Genomic DNA, 17,076 nt, shown 5'->3' with positions numbered 1-17,076 from the left:
CTCAGTGGCGGGGTTTGCCGTGGTGCAGGCCTCGGCCTGCTCCAGGCGTTTCGTCAGTTTCACGTCCTACAGTACATACTCGAGTGGGGAGGGCATCAACATTTGGGTGAATCCGGTAATCCGCTAGGCTGGCAACGGCGTCCTTTAATTTGTACCAGACAGCAATACCTCATATGAAGGGCGGCTCGCCTACGGTGTTGGAGTGAAATACGGTTACCTTCGGGCTCTTTTGATCTTCCACCGGCTTGATGCGGAAATCAGGGAGACATCCGTTAGTGCAGGCAACATTTTCTTCGCGGGCACCATAATGCGAGCCGCAAATTCGACCAGGTGCTGGCGAATCCTGAATGCTGCGTTCTGCGCTACCTTGCCGCTCAAATCCGCTCCGCTTGAGGCGGCGATAGCGTTGATGTACTAGGTATGGACCTTAAAAGCGTGTCCATCAGAAAGCCTGTATGGTTATCGGCAGGGCTGTGTCTTTCTGTTCAAGCTGGCAGGAAAGTGCGCCAGCTTTTGTGTCGGTCTGATCGGTCTTCTGACCAGTTCACCTCCACAGTTGGGGCAGCAGCCGTGCAGGTGACTCAAGGCGCATGTCTTGCAGAATGTGCACTCGAAAGAGCAAATGAATGCGTCGCTTGTGTCAGGTGGCAGGTCTTGATCACAGCATTCACAGTTAGGGCGTAGCTCAAGCATGATCAAGTCCTCGTATGGGGTCACCGAATCGGGCGCTATACGCCTGCGGGCTGACTGACAAATGTTTCTGAAACGTCCGACGAAGGCTTTCCGGGTGGCCGAAGCCACAGAGGCGAGCAACGGTGCTGATTGAGGCTTGTGCATCATGTAGAAGTGCTCTGGCGGTCTCCAGGCGAACCTGTTCTACATAGCGTCCCGGAGTGATGCCCAACTCCCTGCCAAATGCACGCGACAAGGTGCGAGGCGTCATGTTGACCTGCTCTGCCAGACGCTCGATGGAAAGATCTTCCCCCAAGTGCGCGGGTATCCAGTCCAACAATGCGGCCAAACGAGGAGTTCGGCTGGGCTCCGGCGAAAGACAGGCGCTGAACTGTGCCTGACCACCGGGACGACGTAAAAACATGACGAGTCTGCGCGCTACGCTTAATGCTGTAGGTCGATCCAGGTCCGCTTCAATCAGAGCCAGCGCAAGGTCAATGCCTGCCGTAACACCGGCGGAAGTAAAGACATCGGCATAACCGTCCTGCCCGCCAGGATCGTAGGTATGTAAGCGGTCTCCCTCGACTTGTATAGCGGTGTAACGCTGCAACGCTTCCAGGTCAGCCCAGTGTGTCGTGGCGCGTCGGCCCTTCAGCAGTCCTGACTCAGCCAGGATCAGGGCGCCGGAGCAAACGGACCCCAGACGACGCAGGCGAGGCTGGCTCTGTTGCAGCCAGTCCAGCAGCTCGGTATGTCGACATTGCTGCTCGACGCCAATACCGCCAGGAATCAGTAGGGTATCGAGCTGCTCCGCAGGCATGCCACGCCAGGATTGATCCGCCACGATCTGAATGCCAGATGAGGTCATGATTGGGCCGGGCTGATCAGCCAGAAGACTTATCTGATAAGCCGGAGGCAGCCCTTGTCGCTGCCGTTCAACATTGGCAGACGCAAAAACCTGCAACGGCCCGGTTACATCCAGGCTCATTACGTCTGGATAGAGAAGGCTGGCAACAACGCGGACGGCACTCATGGTTCATACTCTGGACGGATCAATCAAGTGTGCTGCGCACTGTGTTTGTCTGCAATGACAAGTGCCCCACAGATATGGACATCTGGATAAGATCATCGGAAATTCTTCAGGGTGACTTCTGCTCTGGCAACAACCTCTTTAAGATGCGCGCCATGAATGTTTCTGACCCTAAAGAACTCGCGCCTCTGCTCGAAGCAATACTGCTGGCTGCGGGTAAACCGCTGACGCTGGAACGCCTCGCGGAATTCTTCGATGACTATGAGCGGCCCGAGCCCAAGCAGTTACGCGATGGACTCGCTGTGCTGGCCGGCTCGTGCAAGAAGCGTGGTTTTGAGCTCAAGGAAGTGGCCAGCGGTTATCGCCTGCAGGTCAAGGAGCGGTATTCAACCTGGGTCGGTCGTCTTTGGGATGAGCGTCCGCCGCGTTATTCGCGAGCGCTTCTGGAAACCTTGGCGCTGATTGCCTACCGACAGCCAATCACCCGTGGTGAAATCGAAGAAGTGCGTGGTGTTGCAGTCAACAGCCAGATCGTCAAGACATTGCTTGAGCGCGAATGGATTCGCGTGGTTGGCTATCGTGATGTGCCGGGCCGCCCGGCCATGTTTGCCACTACCAGAGCGTTTCTGGATTATTTCAACCTGAAAAGCCTGGATGAGTTGCCAACGCTGGCCGCTATTCGGGAGATGGAGTTCGAGCCAGAACCTGTTCTCGACGATCACGCGCTGGCAGCAGAAGATGTGTCAGTCATGTCACCGGAGCCTGCCGAAACAACAGCCAAGCCGGCAGAGGAGACCAATTTCCGGACATTACTGGCGGAGCTAGATGTCATGGAGACCGGACTCAAGATCGACTTTAACGATCTGCGTCTGGAAGAGGCCATCGATCCGATGGGAGAGGATCGGGAAGAGCAATGAGGCAATAGCCGCTATAATAAAAATCGGCCGGAGATGATCCGGCCGATTCGTCTGTGTCAGGTTCTGTGTTACGCCGGAGCGTTTACCAGTGCCTGACAGGTATCGAGCATACGGTTGGAGAATCCCCACTCGTTGTCGTACCAGGCCATGACCTTCACCAAATTGCCGGTGACCTTGGTGTGGTTGGCATCGAAGATTGAGGACAGCGGGTTATGGTTGAAGTCGATCGACACCAGTGGACGGTCGTTATAACCCAATACCGGCGAGGCTTCGCTGGCCGCTTTCATGAAGGCATTGATTGCCTTGGCATCTGCTGTCTTGGAAACCTGAATGGTCAGGTCGACCAGCGACACGTTGATGGTCGGCACACGTACAGCCATGCCGCTGAACTTCCCGACCAGCTCTGGCAGCACCAGACCCACGGCTTCAGCCGCACCGGTCTTGGTTGGAATCATCGACTGAGTAGCCGAGCGGGCACGGAAGGGGTCGGAATGATAGACATCCGACAGGTTCTGGTCATTGGTATAGGCATGGATCGTGGTCATCAGGCCATGCTCGATACCCAACTCACGGTTCAGGACCTGAGCGACCGGGGCCAGACAGTTGGTTGTGCAGGACGCATTGGAAATGATCTGGTGGGACTGACGCAGGATATTGTCATTCACACCATAAACAATTGTGGCGTCAACCTCCTTACCAGGTGCGGAGATAATGACCTTGGAAGCACCTGCGTCCAGGTGAGCCGCCGCCTTGCTGCGGCTGGTGAACAGACCGGTGCATTCGAACACCACGTCAACATTCAGGTCTTTCCAGGGAAGCTCTGCCGGATTTCGGATGGCGGATACCGCAATACGGTCGCCATTCACGGTCAGGCTGTTCTCATCAACGGAAATCTCAGCATTGAAACGATCATGCACGCTGTCGAATTCCAGGAGATGGGCATTAATGGACGCGTCACCCAAGTCATTGATGGCGACAACCTGCATATGCTGACGATAATTTCCGGAGTAAAGCGCACGAAGAACATTACGGCCGATACGCCCGAAACCATTGATAGCAATACGAATGCTCATATTTGAAACCTCGTTCTGGCAGGATTTGTTGTAAAAACAATTACACTATCGCGTATTTTGAGAGGAATAATAGCCACTCAGATCAAATTTGTTTTAAAAACAACAAATTTTTCGCCTGCCTGGAGAATCGGAACCATGCATCCTCGCGTCCTTGAAGTTACACAGCGTCTCATTGAGCGTAGCCGTCCTACGCGTACGCGCTACCTTGAAATGATCCGGGCAGCTGCGAGCGAAGGCCCTCAGCGTGCCAAGCTACAATGCGCCAACTTTGCCCACGGCGTAGCCGGATGCGGTCCTGCGGACAAGCAACGTCTGCGCCTTATGGATGAGGTTAACGTCGCTATCGTTTCGTCTTACAACGACATGTTGTCTGCGCACCAGCCTTACGAACATTTCCCCCAGATCATCAAAGATGCTCTGCGCGAAATAGGCTCCGTTGGTCAGTTCGCCGGTGGGGTGCCAGCCATGTGTGACGGCGTAACCCAGGGCGAAGCAGGCATGGAGCTCAGCCTGCTCAGCCGTGAAGTCATCGCAATGTCCACCGCTGTGGCACTGTCCCACAATATGTTCGACGCCGCACTGTGCCTGGGCATCTGCGACAAGATCGTTCCTGGCCTGATGATTGGCTCTCTACGTTTTGGTCATCTGCCATTCGTTTTTGTGCCAGGTGGTCCAATGCCTTCGGGCATTTCCAACAAGGAAAAGGCTCGAGTGCGTCAGCTTTTTGCGGAGGGTAAGGCAACCCGCGAGGAGCTGCTTGAGTCCGAAATGAAGTCCTACCATAGTCCCGGCACCTGCACCTTCTACGGTACAGCCAACACCAATCAGGTCGTTATGGAAGTGATGGGACTGCACCTGCCGGGCTCGTCCTTCGTGAATCCGTATACGCCTCTGCGTGACGAGCTGACCCGTGAAGCGGCGCGTCAGGTGACACGTATCACGCAGCAAAGCGGTAATTTCATCCCGCTGGGTGAGATCGTTGACGAAAAAGCCATTATCAACTCGGTCGTGGCCTTGCATGCAACCGGTGGTTCTACCAACCATACCCTGCATATTCCCGCCATCGCACAGGCGGCTGGTATCGAACTGACCTGGCAGGATATGGCGGATCTGTCGGCTGTCGTTCCGACGCTGGCGCAGGTTTACCCCAACGGCAAGGCGGATGTGAACCATTTTCATGCGGCTGGTGGCACCAATTTCCTGATTCGCACCCTTTTGGATGCCGGTTTGCTGCATGAAGATGTGAACACCGTCATGGGTCATGGATTACGTCGTTACTTGCAGGAGCCATTCTTGGAGAATGGCACATTGACATGGCGTGAAGGACCTGTGGCGAGCTTGGATGAAGAAATCCTGCGTCCGGTCGAGCGCCCGTTCCGCCCTGAAGGTGGTTTGCGTGTGATGGATGGCAACCTTGGTCGTGGGGTTATGAAGGTGTCTGCCGTAGCGCCTGATCACCAGATCGTAGAGGCGCCTGCTAGAGTATTTGCTGATCAAGCCGAGCTTGCTAATGCCTTCAAGGCGGGTGAGCTGGACCGCGATTTTGTAGCGGTGGTCCGCTTTCAAGGACCCAAGGCCCTTGGTATGCCGGAGTTACATAAGCTGACGCCTTACCTGGGCGTGTTACAGGATCGAGGCTTTAAGGTCGCTCTGGTGACTGATGGACGTATGTCTGGAGCATCCGGCAAGGTGCCAGCGGCTATCCATGTATGCCCTGAGGCAATCGATGGCGGTCCGTTGTCCAAAGTACGTGACGGTGATCTGGTGCGAGTCAATGGACAAACCGGAGAGTTGATCGTGGTGGTTGATCCTGCCGAGTGGAATGCTCGAGAGCAGGTGGCGCCCCCGCAAGGCATGGGGATTGGAACGGGACGTGAACTCTTTGCGTTCATGCGGCAAGCAATGAGCACCGCCGAAAAGGGTGCGAGTGCATTTACATCCAGCCTGGAGGCGCTGAAATGAATTTGGCTTTGGTAGGGGATATCGGGGGCACGAATGCCCGTTTCGCATTGTGGCGTGACCAGCAGCTTGATGCGATCGAGGTGATGGCGTGTGCCGATTTCGAGCGTCCCGAAGATGCTGTGCGTGAATACCTCAAGCGTACCGGTGTCGCTCTTGACGATATCCACTCCGTATGTCTCGCCTGCGCGGGGCCGGTAGGCGAGGGTGACTTCCGTTTTACCAATAATCACTGGGTTATCAGCCGCGAGCGTTTCTGCGCTGAGCTTGGTCTGACTCACCTGCTTCTGATCAATGACTTCAGCTCAATGGCCTGGGCTGTAGCTAAGCTGGACAAAGCGCATTGCGTTCAGGTCCGTGAGGGAGCGGCGCATGCCAATCGGGCACGTCTGATCATCGGGCCGGGTACTGGCCTGGGTGTGGCCGGTCTGCTGCCGATCGGGGATGACCGCTGGATGGTACTTTCCAGCGAAGGCGGTCACGTTGATTTGCCGATCGGCACGCCACGTGAGTTCGAAATCTGGAAAATCCTGAAGCGCCAGTTTGGTAACCACGTGTCGGCGGAGCGTATTATTTCCGGCAATGGCCTGGTGAATCTCTACAAGGCCAGCTGTGAACTGGATGGCCGCGAAGAGAAGTGCGTGACCGCTGCCGAGATCTGTGAAATGGCGCTGTCCGGTGACGCCTATGCCGACGAGGTGCTGGAGCAGTTCTTCGTATGGCTGGGCCGTGTGGCTGGTAATGCTGCGCTGACCTTAGGTGCGTTGGGTGGCGTTTATATCGCCGGTGGAATTCTGCCGCGATTTGTCGAGCGCTTCCAGAACGGCGCCTTTGCCAAGGCGTTTGCGGACAAGGGTAAGACGAGCAGTGCCTACCTGCAGGATATTCCTGCTTGGCTGGTTACCGCCGAGTACCCTGGCTTGTTTGGCGCAGGGGTTGCCTTGCAGCAAAGCCTGAACGGTCAGTAATACCGCGTTTCACCTCTTGGCGTTCCCCCTGGTGTCGTGCATGCTTCGACACCGGGGCAATAATAAAAAAGACAAGGGACAACGCTATGACTCCGATGGGTAAATCCATCCTGCTGGTCGATGACGATCAGGACATTCGTGAGCTTTTAGAGGCTTATTTGAGTCGTGCCGGATTTAGCGTTCGAGCGGTGGCAGATGGCTACGGATTTCGTACTGCGCTTAAAGCCGAGCCGGCTGATCTTCTGATACTGGATGTCATGCTGCCGGGTGAGGACGGCTTCAGCCTTTGCCGTTGGGTCAGGGCGCTGAGTGGTTCCATCTCTCAAGTACCTATCATCATGCTGACCGCCAGCTCCGATGAGGCAGATCGTGTGATTGGCCTTGAATTGGGCGCTGACGATTACATTGGAAAACCATTCAGCCCGCGGGAATTACAGGCGCGGATTAAAGCGCTTCTCCGGCGCGCAGGTTTTGGTGACGCCAAGTCGGGGCACACATTGGTGTTTGATGAATGGCGTCTTGATACTGTCACGCACAGGCTGTTCCACCAGGACGGAGAAGAGGTCATTCTGTCCGGCGCTGATTTCACTCTGCTCAAACTGTTTCTAGATCATCCCCAGCAAATACTTGACCGTGACACGATTGCCAACGCGACGCGGGGGCGTGAAGTCATGCCGCTTGACCGCATCGTGGACATGGCCGTCAGCCGCTTGCGTCAACGGCTGCGTGACACTGGGAAATCGCCTCGACTGATTCGCACGGTACGCGGCAGTGGCTACCTTCTGGCGGCGCAGGTGCATGGCCCGACCGCAGATGTTTTTTAAGGCACTCCAGCGGCTGGTACCGCACTCATTGTTGGGAAGAATGCTGTTGCTTACGCTGCTGGCGGTTCTGCTGGCCCAGGGCGTTTCCAGCCTCTTCTGGATATCGCACTTGCGTGCCAGCCGAATGGAAGGTCTGCTGAACGCTTCGCGCAGCCTTGGTTACTCCATTGCGGCCAGCGTGCGTTACTTCAGTCTGCTGCCGCCGGCGTATCGTCCGGTAGTGCTGGAGCAGTTGCGTAATATGGGCGGTACACGGTTTTTCGTATCGCTTAATGAAAAGCCCTTGATCATGGAGCCGCTGCCCGATTCGCCTGGCAAGCAGGCGGTACTTCATGCTGTGGAGTCAGTCTTGCGGGAGCGTCTCGGCAATGGGATGCCGATGTATGTGGAGTTTGTCAGCCCCAAGCACCTGCGCCTGTTCAATGGCAATCTTTCCCTGGATGAGTTGCCACGCTCCTGGGCGCACTACGTTCTCAGCTTTGAACCACTAGATCCGCCCATTCTGGTCACCCAGATACGAATAGGTCCGGAGGAGTGGGTCTACATCGGGACACTGATGCCAGCCCCTTATCTCACCCTGGATGAGCCCTTCCTGCCCCTGCAGCAGGCTTGGTTCATCCTGTTCAGCAGCGCTTTTCTACTCTTGTTCATCGGCCTGCTCATCCACTGGCAGAGCCGGCCGCTTAAACGTTTGTCGCAAGAGGCACGTGAGCTTTCGCTGGAGGCACAGGTTCAACCCCTTCCTGAAGTCGGGGCGAGTGAAATTCAGGAAGTCACACGCGCCTTCAACACCATGCGTGATCGTATCAGTCGATACCTGGCCGAGCGGGGCCAGCTTTTCAGTGCGATTTCCCATGATCTGCGGACCCCTATCACCCGGCTGCGGCTCCGCGCTGAGTTACTGGAGGATGAGGCATTGCAGGCGCGTTTCAATCGAGACCTCGACGAATTGGATCTGCTAGTCAAGGGAGCACTGCAGTGCGTCAAGGACACCGATATTCATGAAAATATCGAGTCGGTAAACCTCAATCTCCTGCTGAGCAATATCGTCGAGCCTTACCAGGCCGGTGAGCAGCCTCGAGCGACGTTGCAAGGTAAAGCGGTGGCTCTCTATCCCGGCAAGCCGCTGGCCTTGAAGCGCTGTATCGGCAATGTACTCGACAACGCGCTGAAGTACGGTAATCGGGCGCATTTAACGGTGGAGGATGATGGCAAGGTATTCATGTTGCATGTCGACGATGAAGGCCCAGGGGTGCCAGAAAAGGATTTAGAGCAGGTTTTCGAACCGCATGTCCGCCTGACAGGTCAACAGCAGGGATACGGATTGGGGCTCGGGATTGCGCGCAATTTAGCCCATGCCCATGGGGGGGAGGTCGTCTTGCGTAATCGTCGGGAAGGGGGCCTGCGGGTCACGCTGACATTGCCGCGCTAGAGGCGTCCTGAAAAGAGTGGCGTCAAATTGTGATCGATATCTATAAAAGCCGCCTAATGTAACGGCACTGTGACATTAATGATTCCCTTCGTTACCCACGCTGGCCAAGGGCTGGCTAGACTCCGATCAGATTTATAAAAACAACAAGGTCACTGATCATGAAAGCATTCAATCGTCTCGCCCTCGCGGTTTCTTTGTCCTGCTTGAGCCAATTACCCCTAACCGCCCAGGCGGGTGAAGTGGAAGTCCTGCATTGGTGGACTTCAGGTGGTGAAGCTCGGGCTGTCGATACCCTCAAGCAAATGATGCAAAAGCAGGGCGATACCTGGAAGGATTTTGCGGTTGCTGGCGGCGCCGGTGAAGCCGCGATGACCGTTCTGAAAACCCGTGCGGTTTCTGGCAATCCTCCTTCTGCAGCACAGCTCAAAGGCCCCGACATTCAGGAGTGGGCTGACATGGGCTTTCTTACCAACCTGAACGACATCGCCAAGGCTGGAAAATGGGATAGCATCATGCCCAAGCGCATCGCTGAAACCATGCAGCATGATGGTGATTACGTCGCCGTTCCCGCCGGTGTTCACCGCATCAACTGGCTCTGGATAAACCCTGAGGCCTTCCAGAAAGCGGGCGCCAAGGTGCCAACGACGCTGGATGAGTTCTTCGAGGCTGCAGACAAGCTCAAGGCAGCAGGCATCGTCCCGATTGCCCACGGCGGTCAGAACTGGCAGGACACCACCATTTTCGAGTCGCTGGTCATGGCCATGATGGGGCCAGAGGACTATCACAAGGCATTTGTCGAAACTGACGAAGACACTTTGCGCAGCGACAAGATGGTTGAAGTGTTCAAGACCTTCAAGCGTATTCGCAACTATATCGACCCAGATGCAGCGGGCCGTGATTGGAACCTGGCTACCGCCATGGTCATCAATGGCAAGGCCGGTATGCAGATTATGGGCGACTGGGCCAAGGCCGAGTTTACGGCTGCAAACAAGACTGCTGGCAAGGACTACCTGTGCGTAGTCATGCCGGGTACTCAGGGTGACTTCATCTACAACATCGATTCCCTGGCCATGTTCAAGCTCAAGGACGAGGCAAACAGGAAAGCCCAGGATGACTTGGCCCGTACTGTCATCGACAAGCCTTTCCAGGAAGTCTTCAACCTGAACAAAGGCTCGATTCCTGTTCGCAATGATATCGACATGGCGAAGTTCGATGACTGTGCCAAACAGTCCATGAAGGATTTCCAGGCAGCCAACGACTCGGGCAAAGTGGAGCCAAGCCTGGCGCATAGCATGGCCAACACCAGCTATATCCAGGGCGCTGTCTTCGATGTGATCACCAACTTCTTCAACGATCCAAGCGCCGACCCCAAAAAGGCGACCGAACAACTGGTCGCCTCCATCAAAGCGGCGCAGTAATGCAGTAAGGGCAGGGCGTTGCAAGACGCCCGGTCCTGATGCAAATACCAACCTACGGGTTGGATCAGGAGTTCTTCGATGTCTTTAAGCGAAGTGCAAATCATGCGCACAGGTACCAGCACGTCTGTACGAAAGCCTGACCGCCTCCAGAAATGGCTTCCCAAGCTGGTTCTGGCCCCTACCGCGGTGGCAATGATTGTTTGCCTGTACGGCTACATGCTGTGGACCGCCGTGATCTCATTGACCACGTCCCGCTTCATGCCGGTGTATAACTTTGCAGGTTTTGCCCAGTTTGAACGCCTATTGGCCAACGACCGTTGGCTGGTGGCCTGTAAAAATCTGGCCATCTTTGGCGGGATGTTTATCCTGCTTTGCCTGATCATCGGCGTGTTCTTCGCCATCCTGCTGGATCAACGCATCCGACGCGAAGGTTTTATCCGCACCATTTATCTTTATCCCATGGCGCTATCGATGATCGTTACCGGTACCGCCTGGAAGTGGCTGCTCAACCCAGGGTTAGGCCTGGACAAGCTCCTGCGCGACTGGGGATGGGAAGGTTTCCGCTTTGACTGGCTTGTTGATACGGATAGGGTCATCTATTGCTTGCTGATCGCTGCGATCTGGCAGGCCTCCGGCTTTGTCATGGCTATGTTCCTGGCCGGTTTACGCGGCGTGGATAGCGCCATCATTCGTGCCGCACAAATTGACGGAGCCTCGCTGCCCACGATTTATCTGCGCATCGTTCTACCCAGTTTGCGACCTGTTTTTTTCAGTGCCGTGATGATCCTGTCACACATTGCGATCAAGAGCTTTGACCTGGTAATGGCCATGACCGCCGGTGGACCCGGTTATTCATCCGACCTTCCTGCGGTCTTCATGTATCAACACACCTTTACACGCGGGCAAATGGGCTTGGGGGCGGCCAGCTCCGTCCTGATGCTTGGCGCGGTGCTTGCCATCCTGGTGCCTTACCTTTATTCCGAACTGCGGAGCAAGCGTCATGGCTGATCTTTCCCACAGCAAGCGCTGGTCTTTCAACCGCATTGCAATTCACACTACGCTTCTGGTGGCTTGCGCTGTCTATCTCGTGCCACTGGTAGTCATGCTGTTAACCAGCTTCAAGACACCGGATGACGTGCGCACCGGTAACCTGCTGACGTTACCAGTAGACTGGACACTCATTGGCTGGATAAAGGCCTGGAGTACGGTTCACGAGTACTTCTGGAACTCCTTCATGATCACGGTTCCTGCCGTCATCATCTCGACTTTCATCGGTGCGCTTAACGGCTACGCCTTGTCGAAGTGGAGCTTCAAGGGCTCGAACGTATTGTTCAGCATGCTGCTGTTCGGTTGCTTCATCCCGTTCCAGGTCATTCTGTTACCAATGTCATTCACCTTGGGCAAGCTGGGTCTGGCCAATACCACGACCGGACTCGTGCTGGTTCACGTCATCTACGGTCTGGCCTTCACAACGCTTTTCTTCCGGAACTATTACGTAGGTATTCCGGATGCCCTGATCAAGGCGGCACGTCTCGATGGTGCAGGCTTCTTCACCATCTTCTGGAAGATCCTGCTGCCGCTTTCCACCCCTATCGTGATGGTAAGCCTGATCTGGCAGTTCACTCAGGTCTGGAATGACTTTCTGTTTGGCGTAGTGTTCGCCAGCGGCTCTGCGCAGCCGATTACGGTAGCGCTCAACAACCTCGTCAATACCAGTACTGGGGCCAAGGAATACAACGTTGATATGGCCGCTGCGATGATTGCGGCGCTGCCGACACTGCTCGTTTACATCTTCGCCGGCAAGTATTTCGTCCGTGGTCTGACCTCGGGCGTCGTCAAAGGATAAGAACAATCATGGCCGCACTAGAACTTAAAAATGTCCGCAAGACCTACGGCAACGCTGTTCAGGAAGCGCTTAAAGGTATCAATATCAGTATCGAGACCGGGCAGTTCCTGATCCTGGTTGGTCCTTCCGGTTGCGGTAAGTCTACGCTGATGAATGCCATCGCTGGCCTGGAAGATATTTCCAGCGGGGCCATCATGCTGGGTGGTGAGGACGTAACTGCGGTCGAGCCCAAGGACCGCGATATCGCCATGGTATTTCAATCCTATGCGTTGTATCCGACCATGACGGTGCGGGAAAACATCGCCTTTGGGTTGAAGATCCGCAAGACACCTGCTGACCAGATCGCCGCGGAAGTGGACCGTGTCGCCAAGCTTTTGCAGATCGAGCATCTGCTCGAGCGCAAACCCTCGCAGCTATCCGGTGGGCAACAACAACGTGTCGCCATGGGACGCGCACTGGCGCGCCGCCCCAAGCTTTACCTGTTCGATGAGCCGCTCTCAAATCTTGATGCAAAGTTGCGTGTGGAAATGCGCACCGAGATCAAGCTAATGCACCAGCGGCTCAAGACTACAACTGTCTACGTTACTCACGACCAGATCGAAGCCATGACGCTGGGCGACCGTGTCGCAGTTATGAAAGAGGGAGAAGTTCAACAGTTTGGTACTCCCCAGGAAATCTACAACAACCCCGCCAACCTCTTCGTGGCCAGCTTCATTGGTTCTCCGCCAATGAACTTCATTCCTGTCGCGTTGGAGCAGGAAAACGGGCGCCCTGTGGTGCGTTTGCAGGGGCATGGCGAGCGTACCGCTATTGGTCTACCCATGCTTCAAACCGCTCTGGCAGACGGTCGCGAAGCAATTTTAGGGGTTCGACCTGAGCAAATCTGTATTCGCAGTGGTCAGATCGGCGATTTGCCATTGGTCAACGCCCGAGTGCAGGTCGTGGAGCCAACAGGCCCCGACACTCTGGTTTATGTCGAGGTCAATGGCGTCCAGGTGTGTTGTCGAGTAGCGCCAGTCGACACTCCTGAAATCGGATCAATCGTAACGCTAGAGCTTGATGTAGAGCGTCTCGTATTATTCGAACCTGCTTCAGGTGCTCGTATCGCTTAGGAGAAAGTTATGACATTGCCACGTGTGGTGGTTTTTGGAGAGGCCTTGACCGATCTGGTCCAGCATTCACCCGGACAGTGGCAAGGCCATCCAGGCGGTGCACCGTGGAATGTTGCTCGGACGCTGGCGCGTCTGGGCGTACCCGCTGCGTTTGCGGGATCAATCAGCCAGGATTCTCTAGGCGATGAGATTCATGAGCAGTCTCAGGTGTCCGGACTGGATATGCGTTTTCTGCAGCGGGTCGAAGCTGATCCGCTGGTGGCAGTAGTGCCGTCCAGCAATCCACCTCGGTATTTCTTTGCTGGGGAGGCGGATCTAGCCTTTGATCCGGATGCGTTGCCGCAAGGCTGGCTCGAGGCTGCTGAACTCTGCCACTTCAGCTGCATCAGTCTGGCCCGTGAGCCGTTGGCTTCCAAACTGCTTGAACAGGCAGAAAAGGCCAAGGCAGCAGGTAAACGTATCAGCTACGACCCCAACTGGCGAAACCTGATGGGCGATGACTACTGTCGTCGTATCTTTCCAACCCTTGTGAGGCTGGCAGACGACATCAAGCTTTCTGACGAAGACCTGGAAAATATCTATCCCGGACTAACGCCTGAACAGGGCTTGAGCCGCCTGCGGGACATGAATCCAGAGGCCAACATCCTCTATACGCAGGGTGCCAAGGGCATCACGCTGCTTTCCAGCCAGGGGGAGTGGACTCAGCCTGGTATTCCGATTCATGTGGCGGACACCGTAGGTGCCGGTGACGCCTGTATGGCGGGGTGGTTGGCGTCAGGGATCATTTCAAGCGCATCACTGGAAGAGCGGCTACTTTTCGCAGCTGCCTGTGCCTCGGTGTCTTGCCAGAAGTCGGGGGCCTATGCGCCGACGCTTGATGACGTTCGCGCCATGATGGCGACTTCGCCGCTTCCTGCCTAAGGGACTTCGTATGAACTTTCCAGACTTCCGTCAACGTGACACTCTGCTGGATCATATCCAGCATACGCTGGCTTTCTACTATCCACGCTGCATCGACGAGCAGGGCGGGTTTTTCCAATTCTTCCGTGACAATGGCGATATCTATGATCGAGAGACGCGCCATCTTGTCTCCAGTACCCGTTTCGTCTTCAATTTTGCAATGGCCTATCGGCAATTCGGCAACGCTGAATACTTGGGTGCCACACGGCACGGGCTTCGCTTTCTAAGGGAAAAGCATCTGCAGCCCAATGGCAGCTACGCCTGGCTACTGAAGGGCGACAAAGTAGTAGACGGCACCAATCATGCCTATGGTCTGGCATTCGTTATCCTAGCGTACTCTCACGGCGTCATGGCAGGAGTCGAGGAGGCCAGAGCATGGCTGGCTGAAGCCTGGGACACCTTCGAGCGTCATTTTTGGCGCGAAGAAGACGGTCTGTACTGTGATGAGATCAGTGCCGATTGGTCCGAGGTTTCCTCCTATCGTGGACAAAATGCCAACATGCATGCCTGCGAGGCGCTTCTGGCTGCCTATGAAGCGACACAGGAGTCCCGTTATCTGGACCGCGCCGAAACGCTTGCAATCAATATGACTCAGCGCCAGGCAGCACTTAGCCAGGAAAGCGCTGAGGTTGCTCAGGATGTACCAGGCGGGTTGATCTGGGAGCATTACCATCAGGATTGGAGCATCGATTGGGATTACAACAGAGATGATCCCGCCAACCTGTTCCGCCCTTGGGGTTTCCAGCCTGGACATCAGGTCGAGTGGGCCAAGCTCTTGCTGATTCTCGAGCGCCATCGTCCCCAGGCATGGTTGGCGCCACGTGCTGCAGAGCTGTTTGATGCCGCGTGGAAAACCTCATGGGATCATGAACATGGTGGCCTATATTACGGGTTCGCTCCGGATGGCAGCGTTTGTGATCCAGACAAGTACTTCTGGGTTCAGGCCGAGGCCTTGGCGGCTGCAGCCTTGCTTGCCGAGCGCACCGGCAACGGTAAATATTGGAAACAATATGAACAGCTCTGGCACTATAGTTGGGAGCATTTCATTGATCACGAGTATGGCGCTTGGTGGCGCATCCTCGACCGTCGAAATACTAAGTATTCCGACGAAAAAAGTCCGGCCGGAAAGGTCGACTACCACACCATGGGAGCCTGTTACGAGGTACTCAATGTTCTGCCGTGAAGTTTAGCCAGTTATTGGCGTGGGACCTGTGGTGTGTTGCGTATAGCCCATTAAAAATTATAAAGGACCGAGAAGAATGTATAAGCATAAAGGCAAACGCGTACGGCACTTGGCTGTGTTGTCGTTAGCTGCACTGGGTGGACTCAGTGCCACTGCCCATGCAGCCGATGCCTTCGACCCTGAAGCAGGTGGTATGACAGGCGATTGGGGTGGCCTGCGTACTGAACTGCTAGATAAGGGTTACGACATCAAGTTGGAGTACGTCGGGGAAGGCGCTACCAACATGCGAGGTGGATACGACAAGGATCACACCGCACGTTGGTCTTCCCAGTACATGTTCGGCCTGGCGGTCGACATGAACAAGACGTTGGGTTGGGAGAATTCCGTATTCAAAGTTGCCATTACTTCACGTGACGGCCGTAACCTGACCAACGACAATATTGGTGATCCACGTTCCGGTACGTATTCTTCCGTACAAGAAGTCTGGGGTCGCGGCCAGACCTGGCGCCTTACCCAGCTGTGGTTGAGCAAGGGGTTCTTTGATGGCCGTCTGGACATTAAGGCTGGTCGTTTCGGCGAGGGTGAAGATTTCAACTCGTTCGACTGTGACTTCCAGAACCTGGCGTTCTGTGGTTCCCAGGTGGGTAACTGGGTAGGTGATCAGTGGTACAACTGGCCGGTCAGCCAGTGGGCCATGCGCGTCAAGTACAACCTGACACCTGAGCTGTTTGCCCAGGTTGGGGTTTACGAGCAGAACCCGTCGCTGCTTGAAACCGGTAATGGCTTCAAGATGAATACCAGCGGTGCCAAAGGCGTGATCCTGCCAGTTGAGCTGGTATGGTTGCCAACGCTGAACAGCCTACCGGGTGAGTACCGCTTCGGTTACTACTACAGCACCGCTGATGCGGATGATGTGGATGGTGTTTCCAGCCGTCATTCCAGTAAGCATGGCTACTGGGTTGTAGCCAAGCAGCAGCTGACCAAGCACAACGGTGATGCTTCTCGTGGTCTGAGTGTATTCGCCAACTTCACGGTGCATGACAAGGCTACCAACAAGGTAGACAACTACATCCAGGCTGGTGTGGTGTACAAGGGACCATTCGATGCGCGACCAAAAGACGACATCGGTTTCGGTGTGGCTCGTATCCACACCAACAGCGATGCGCGTGATGCGCAACGTGCAGCCAACCTTGCTACCGGTATCGACGATTATGACAACCCAGGCTACGTACCGCTGCAGTACAGCGAATACGATGCTGAGCTGTACTACGGCGTACACGTGACCAACTGGCTCACCCTACGTCCGAATATTCAGTACATGCGTAACCCGGGTGGCGTCAAGGAAGTCGATAATGCTGTTGTCGGCGGCCTGAAGGTCCAAGCGGTGTTCTAATTCCGCAGATGGTACTGGGCGCAGCGAGCAGTGTGTTTATACTGTTCGCTGTGTCCAGATGCTGAGGTAGCCCTGTGGGTAAGGTTGAGAGTCCCTGCGTAAGCCAATGCAAGCTCAAGGATGAAGTCTGTCAGGGATGCGGCCGCAGCCGCGATGAAATCAAGGGCTGGAAGTCCATGAAGGACAAAGAGCGCAAGGATGTAGTCGAAAAGGCCAGCAAGCGTCTCAAGAAGCTCAAGAAGAAATAACCTCGCTACAGGCTGAAGCGTACTGCTCCAGCCTTTCTCGT

At 55.4% G+C, this 17,076-nt stretch carries 15 protein-coding genes and 1 pseudogene; 13 read left to right on the top strand and 3 right to left on the bottom strand.

Going from position 1 to position 17,076, the window contains the following annotated elements; genetic code table 11:
* Positions 1–459: 459 nt before the first annotated feature.
* On the bottom strand, positions 460–693 hold the full coding sequence (locus QWJ10_RS16770) for a DUF1272 domain-containing protein (RefSeq protein WP_289928152.1): 234 nt from the start codon (positions 691–693) through the stop codon (positions 460–462).
* Positions 686–1,705 (bottom strand): GlxA family transcriptional regulator, encoded by a 1,020-nt coding sequence (locus QWJ10_RS16765; RefSeq protein WP_289928151.1) that lies wholly within the window; start codon positions 1,703–1,705, stop codon positions 686–688. Before QWJ10_RS16765 ends, QWJ10_RS16770 begins: the two co-directional genes overlap by 8 nt.
* 152 nt (positions 1,706–1,857) lie before the next feature.
* On the opposite strand from QWJ10_RS16765, the pseudogene scpB reads away from it, so the two are divergent.
* A pseudogene (gene scpB / locus QWJ10_RS16760) lies at positions 1,858–2,568 on the top strand (SMC-Scp complex subunit ScpB); the annotation flags it as partial.
* A 119-nt stretch (positions 2,569–2,687) separates the two neighbouring features.
* Here scpB and gap read toward each other — a convergent pair.
* Positions 2,688–3,692 carry a type I glyceraldehyde-3-phosphate dehydrogenase gene (gene gap, locus QWJ10_RS16755; RefSeq protein WP_019365545.1) on the bottom strand — a complete coding sequence of 335 codons (1,005 nt, stop codon included), beginning with the start codon at positions 3,690–3,692 and terminating at the stop codon, positions 2,688–2,690.
* A gap of 135 nt (positions 3,693–3,827) precedes the next feature.
* On the opposite strand from gap, the gene edd reads away from it, so the two are divergent.
* From edd to QWJ10_RS16695, 12 genes are all read left to right on the top strand, one after another.
* On the top strand, positions 3,828–5,654 hold the full coding sequence (gene edd, locus QWJ10_RS16750) for a phosphogluconate dehydratase (protein WP_019365546.1): 1,827 nt from the start codon (positions 3,828–3,830) through the stop codon (positions 5,652–5,654).
* On the top strand, positions 5,651–6,619 hold the full coding sequence (locus tag QWJ10_RS16745; protein ID WP_010798450.1) for a glucokinase: 969 nt from the start codon (positions 5,651–5,653) through the stop codon (positions 6,617–6,619). The genes edd and QWJ10_RS16745 overlap by 4 nt, the downstream gene beginning before the upstream one ends.
* A gap of 86 nt (positions 6,620–6,705) precedes the next feature.
* Complete coding sequence (locus QWJ10_RS16740) at positions 6,706–7,443, top strand: response regulator transcription factor (protein ID WP_010798449.1); 738 nt, start codon at positions 6,706–6,708, stop codon at positions 7,441–7,443.
* Complete coding sequence (locus tag QWJ10_RS16735; RefSeq protein ID WP_019365549.1) at positions 7,418–8,875, top strand: ATP-binding protein; 1,458 nt, start codon at positions 7,418–7,420, stop codon at positions 8,873–8,875. Before QWJ10_RS16740 ends, QWJ10_RS16735 begins: the two co-directional genes overlap by 26 nt.
* A 158-nt stretch (positions 8,876–9,033) precedes the next feature.
* Positions 9,034–10,293 (top strand): ABC transporter substrate-binding protein, encoded by a 1,260-nt coding sequence (locus QWJ10_RS16730; protein WP_197870711.1) that lies wholly within the window; start codon positions 9,034–9,036, stop codon positions 10,291–10,293.
* A 78-nt stretch (positions 10,294–10,371) separates the two neighbouring features.
* Positions 10,372–11,301 carry a sugar ABC transporter permease gene (locus QWJ10_RS16725; protein WP_019365551.1) on the top strand — a complete coding sequence of 310 codons (930 nt, stop codon included), beginning with the start codon at positions 10,372–10,374 and terminating at the stop codon, positions 11,299–11,301.
* Positions 11,294–12,139, top strand: a complete 846-nt coding sequence (locus QWJ10_RS16720; RefSeq protein WP_010798445.1) for a carbohydrate ABC transporter permease — start codon at positions 11,294–11,296, stop codon at positions 12,137–12,139. Before QWJ10_RS16725 ends, QWJ10_RS16720 begins: the two co-directional genes overlap by 8 nt.
* Positions 12,140–12,147: 8 nt before the next feature.
* Positions 12,148–13,251, top strand: a complete 1,104-nt coding sequence (gene ugpC, locus QWJ10_RS16715) for a sn-glycerol-3-phosphate ABC transporter ATP-binding protein UgpC (RefSeq protein WP_289928142.1) — start codon at positions 12,148–12,150, stop codon at positions 13,249–13,251.
* A 9-nt stretch (positions 13,252–13,260) separates the two neighbouring features.
* Complete coding sequence (locus tag QWJ10_RS16710) at positions 13,261–14,172, top strand: carbohydrate kinase (protein WP_289928139.1); 912 nt, start codon at positions 13,261–13,263, stop codon at positions 14,170–14,172.
* A gap of 10 nt (positions 14,173–14,182) precedes the next feature.
* Positions 14,183–15,394, top strand: a complete 1,212-nt coding sequence (locus QWJ10_RS16705; protein ID WP_289928136.1) for an AGE family epimerase/isomerase — start codon at positions 14,183–14,185, stop codon at positions 15,392–15,394.
* A gap of 76 nt (positions 15,395–15,470) precedes the next feature.
* On the top strand, positions 15,471–16,787 hold the full coding sequence (locus QWJ10_RS16700) for a carbohydrate porin (protein ID WP_019365555.1): 1,317 nt from the start codon (positions 15,471–15,473) through the stop codon (positions 16,785–16,787).
* 74 nt (positions 16,788–16,861) lie between these two features.
* Positions 16,862–17,035, top strand: coding sequence for a DUF1289 domain-containing protein (locus tag QWJ10_RS16695; RefSeq protein ID WP_010798440.1), 174 nt, complete (start codon positions 16,862–16,864; stop codon positions 17,033–17,035).
* The last annotated feature ends 41 nt before the right edge of the window (positions 17,036–17,076 follow it).

It is taken from the genome of Pseudomonas sp. WAC2 (assembly GCF_030403525.1).
GTDB lineage: Bacteria > Pseudomonadota > Gammaproteobacteria > Pseudomonadales > Pseudomonadaceae > Chryseomonas > Chryseomonas luteola.
This window is presented reverse-complemented; position numbering and strand designations above follow the sequence as displayed.

Excerpts from the sequence above, each read along its gene's own strand:
- QWJ10_RS16770 (WP_289928152.1), bottom strand. The coding sequence starts at position 693 with ATGCTTGAGCTACGCCCTAACTGTGAATGCTGTGATCAAGACCTGCCA.
- QWJ10_RS16765 (WP_289928151.1), bottom strand. The coding sequence starts at position 1,705 with ATGAGTGCCGTCCGCGTTGTTGCCAGCCTTCTCTATCCAGACGTAATG.
- gap (WP_019365545.1), bottom strand. The coding sequence starts at position 3,692 with ATGAGCATTCGTATTGCTATCAATGGTTTCGGGCGTATCGGCCGTAAT.
- edd (WP_019365546.1), top strand. The coding sequence starts at position 3,828 with ATGCATCCTCGCGTCCTTGAAGTTACACAGCGTCTCATTGAGCGTAGC.
- QWJ10_RS16745 (WP_010798450.1), top strand. The coding sequence starts at position 5,651 with ATGAATTTGGCTTTGGTAGGGGATATCGGGGGCACGAATGCCCGTTTC.
- QWJ10_RS16740 (WP_010798449.1), top strand. The coding sequence starts at position 6,706 with ATGACTCCGATGGGTAAATCCATCCTGCTGGTCGATGACGATCAGGAC.
- QWJ10_RS16735 (WP_019365549.1), top strand. The coding sequence starts at position 7,418 with ATGGCCCGACCGCAGATGTTTTTTAAGGCACTCCAGCGGCTGGTACCG.
- QWJ10_RS16730 (WP_197870711.1), top strand. The coding sequence starts at position 9,034 with ATGAAAGCATTCAATCGTCTCGCCCTCGCGGTTTCTTTGTCCTGCTTG.
- QWJ10_RS16725 (WP_019365551.1), top strand. The coding sequence starts at position 10,372 with ATGTCTTTAAGCGAAGTGCAAATCATGCGCACAGGTACCAGCACGTCT.
- QWJ10_RS16720 (WP_010798445.1), top strand. The coding sequence starts at position 11,294 with ATGGCTGATCTTTCCCACAGCAAGCGCTGGTCTTTCAACCGCATTGCA.
- ugpC (WP_289928142.1), top strand. The coding sequence starts at position 12,148 with ATGGCCGCACTAGAACTTAAAAATGTCCGCAAGACCTACGGCAACGCT.
- QWJ10_RS16710 (WP_289928139.1), top strand. The coding sequence starts at position 13,261 with ATGACATTGCCACGTGTGGTGGTTTTTGGAGAGGCCTTGACCGATCTG.
- QWJ10_RS16705 (WP_289928136.1), top strand. The coding sequence starts at position 14,183 with ATGAACTTTCCAGACTTCCGTCAACGTGACACTCTGCTGGATCATATC.
- QWJ10_RS16700 (WP_019365555.1), top strand. The coding sequence starts at position 15,471 with ATGTATAAGCATAAAGGCAAACGCGTACGGCACTTGGCTGTGTTGTCG.